Below are 3263 nucleotides of genomic sequence, written 5' to 3' on the forward strand. Positions count from 1 at the left end.
AAGGCATGGCCGAACTCAACCAACCCATGATCGAGGAGGAAAATCAGCCCCTACACATCACCGCCAAAGCCGCCTGACGATGGCCCACGGCCACAGCCGAAATTACACCACCTTGACGGACGCGACCTGGACGCACGTATAGCGCTGGCCGAAGCGCTGGTGTCGGCGGCGCGGATCAACGGCGGTATCAGCATTCTCGCATGCTTCCTGACTCTGGTGCTTCTGTGGGGTTACTTGCCCTACCGACTGGAACTGCTCTGGTTCGCCGCCGTCACCCTGATGTGGGCACACTATGTGTGGCGGATGTCGCGGCGGCGGCGACACGCCATGAGCCTGCGCGGTGCCGCCCACCTGCTGGCCAACGCCTGGAAAACAGCGCTTGTCAGCGGCCTGTCCTGGGGCTGCCTGGCATTGACCGAACCCTGGCTGCCGCTGGAACGCCATGCGGCCCTGGAGGTCATCGCCGCGGCACTGTGTGCCGGTTCCGCCGCCACGCTCGCCCCGGCGCCATCCGCCGCCCGCGCCTATATGAGCGGCGTACTCGGGCCGTTCATCATCTTCTTCCTGTGGCAGTTCGACCTTACCCACGCCATTCTGGCGGTACTGGCGCTGGGGATGTTGCAAGCCATGCTGATGGCCAACCGGCTTGGCTACCGCTCGCTGGTAAAGGGCGTGCGCGCCCAGCGCGCTGCCCTGCTCGCGGGCGAGGAACTGCGGGACGCCCAGCGTGAGTGGCGCGAACTGTCGGAAACCGCCGAGGCCTTCGCGCTGTTCAACCACCAGCACCGGCTGCTGCTGTGGAACGACGCCTACGCGCGGCTGCTCAGCGTGATGCCCGCCATGCTGACGCGCGGCATGTCGTGGGGTCAGATCCACGCCCTCTCGGGCCTTGATGTGCTGCCGGAGTCCCGCCTGTTCAGTCCGCCAACGGACCCCGAAGCGGCGACCGTGCTGCACGACGAGTTTCCGCTCGGCCTGCGCTGGTATCGCAGTACAGTGCGCCGGCTGGCCAACGGCGACGTCGCCGTGAGCCATGTCGACATTACGGCCCTGAAGAACCGCGAGGCAGAGCTACTGGACCTGCGTGACGAGCTGGAAGCCGCGCGCGACGAGGCTGAAGCCGCCAGCCAGGCCAAGTCCCGCTTCCTCGCCAACATGAGCCATGAACTGCGGACGCCGCTCAATGCGGTGATCGGCTTTTCCGACATCATGGTGCAGGACTGCGCCACCGGCCGCGATAACAGCCCGATGCACGCCCAGTACGCCCGAACCATCCTCGAAAGCGGCCAGCACCTGCTCAGCATTGTCGAGGACATGCTGGACCTCGCCCGCATCGAGGCGGGCAAGCTGCGTGTGCTGGAATCCAACGTTGATCTGGTCGATCTGGTGCGTAGCGCCAGCGCCATGGCGCTAGGACGGGGCACCACCACCGGCGTGACCTTGAGGGAAAGGCTGCCGGAGCAGCCGCTGCCCATGCGCCTCGATGCCCGCCTGATCCGCCAGGCGCTGATCAACCTAGTCGGCAACGCGTTGAAATTCTCCCGGCCCAACAGCGAAGTGACCATCGCGCTGACCGGCCCTGATGATGCCGGCGGCGATGTTCGCCTGATCATTGCCGACCAGGGCATCGGCATCCCCGACCATCTGGTGGAGGAAGTCCTGAAGCCGTTCGCCCAGGTGGAGGACAGCGAAGCCCGCCGCTATGGCGGCGTCGGCCTTGGCCTGCCGCTGGCCCGCCAGTTCATCGAGCTGCAAGGCGGCCAGCTGCGGCTGGAAAGCACGCTGGGCGAGGGCACTCGCGCCGTCATCACGCTGCCGGCGGCGCGGGTGGTGCCCGACGACGCGACCGCCACCGTTCCCCCCTCTTCGGCGGGGCTTGCCGATGGGCCAGCCGACGCCGCATAACAATGTCATGGTCATCACCACCGTGTCGCGCGATCTCCCCCTTACGCCCGCCGATGCCCAGCGTCTGGGTCAGGCCCACGCCCTGCTGCAGGCAGGCCGTGCGGCCGAAGCCAGGGCGGCGTGTGAGACGGTCCTGCGCCTGCGCCCCGGGCAGGCCGACGCCCTGCATCTCCTGGCACTGGCACTGCGTCACCTCGGCGACACGGCGGCGGCGCGGCGCGCCTTCAATGCCTCGCTGGCGGTCAGGCCGCGGCAGCCGCAACTGCTGAACAACCTCGGCAACATGCTCGGCAACCTCGGCCAGTGGCAGGAAGCACTGGATGCCTATGCGCGCGCACTGAAGATTGATCCACGTTTCCTGGACGCCTGGATCAATCGGGGGCTCACCGCGTTACAGGCCGGCGACACCAGCCAGGCCATGCGTGCGCTGGAGCAGGCGACCCGGCTCGACCCCAACGCTGCCAAGGCGTGGCACGGCCTGGGGTCGGCATGCCGCGCCGCCGGCCGCATCACCGACGCCATCCACGCCTTTCGCCGCGCGGTGGCCCTCGACCCGCGCAACGGTGCGGCCTGGGTCAATCTCGGCAACTGTCTGCGCCAGGATGGCGAACCGGCGGAAGCGCTGGAGGCGTTCGACCGGGCCGCCGGCGCTGGCTTCACGGGGCCTGAACTGGCCGACGGCAAGGCTGGCGCCCTGCTTGACCTCGGTGACACCGCCCGAGGCATCGCCGGCTATCGCACTCTGGCGCAGACATTTCCCCGCTATGCCGTAGCCCATGACGTGCTCGCCAAGCTGATCTGGGAGCATGGTCTGCCGGAGGAGCCGACCGCCGGCTTCCGTGCCGCACTGGACAAGTATCCGCGGGATCAGGAACTTTGGTTTGGCCTCGTGCGGACCCTGCTCTCCCAGGAGCGCTGGAGCGACGCACTGGATGCCATCGACGCCGGTCTGCACGCCCTCGGCGACCACCCGGTGCTGCTTTACGCGAGAGCCCGGGCGCTGTCCGGCCTTGGCGACCTCGCGTCGGCCACCGCGACATTCACCCGCGCGGCCGTCATGTTGCCGGAAGACGTCGCCCTGCGTGTCGAATTCGCCCGCCATCTGCTGCTGGCGCGTGACCCGGCCGCCGCTGCAGAGCACGCCGAACGGGCGACCCGACTGGCACCTGATGCCCAGGCCGCTTGGGCGTATCTGGGTACAGCGTGGCGACTGCTGGATGACCCGCGTGAATGATCGGCCCCCACGGACGGGTCCAATTTGATTGTTAGTGCAATGATGGTCGTGGCGCCAGCGCGGGCGGCATCGCTGGTTGGGGTTGCAGGGCCGCCCGCGCGAATGCCGGGATGAAGACCTCCGG

Annotated in this window: 2 protein-coding genes; both read left to right on the top strand. The window is 68.0% G+C overall.

Features of this window, described 5'->3' with window-relative positions; translation table 11 throughout:
- Positions 1 to 159: 159 nt before the first annotated feature.
- Positions 160 to 1905, top strand: a complete 1746-nt coding sequence (locus tag ABU113_RS17085) for an ATP-binding protein (RefSeq protein ID WP_454560655.1) — start codon at positions 160 to 162, stop codon at positions 1903 to 1905.
- 7 nt (positions 1906 to 1912) lie between these two features.
- Positions 1913 to 3139 (top strand): tetratricopeptide repeat protein, encoded by a 1227-nt coding sequence (locus ABU113_RS17090; protein WP_454560656.1) that lies wholly within the window; start codon positions 1913 to 1915, stop codon positions 3137 to 3139.
- Positions 3140 to 3263 lie beyond the last annotated feature (124 nt).

Origin of the sequence: Parapedomonas caeni (assembly GCF_041060555.1) — a bacterium.
GTDB lineage: Bacteria > Pseudomonadota > Alphaproteobacteria > Sphingomonadales > Sphingomonadaceae > CAUJIW01.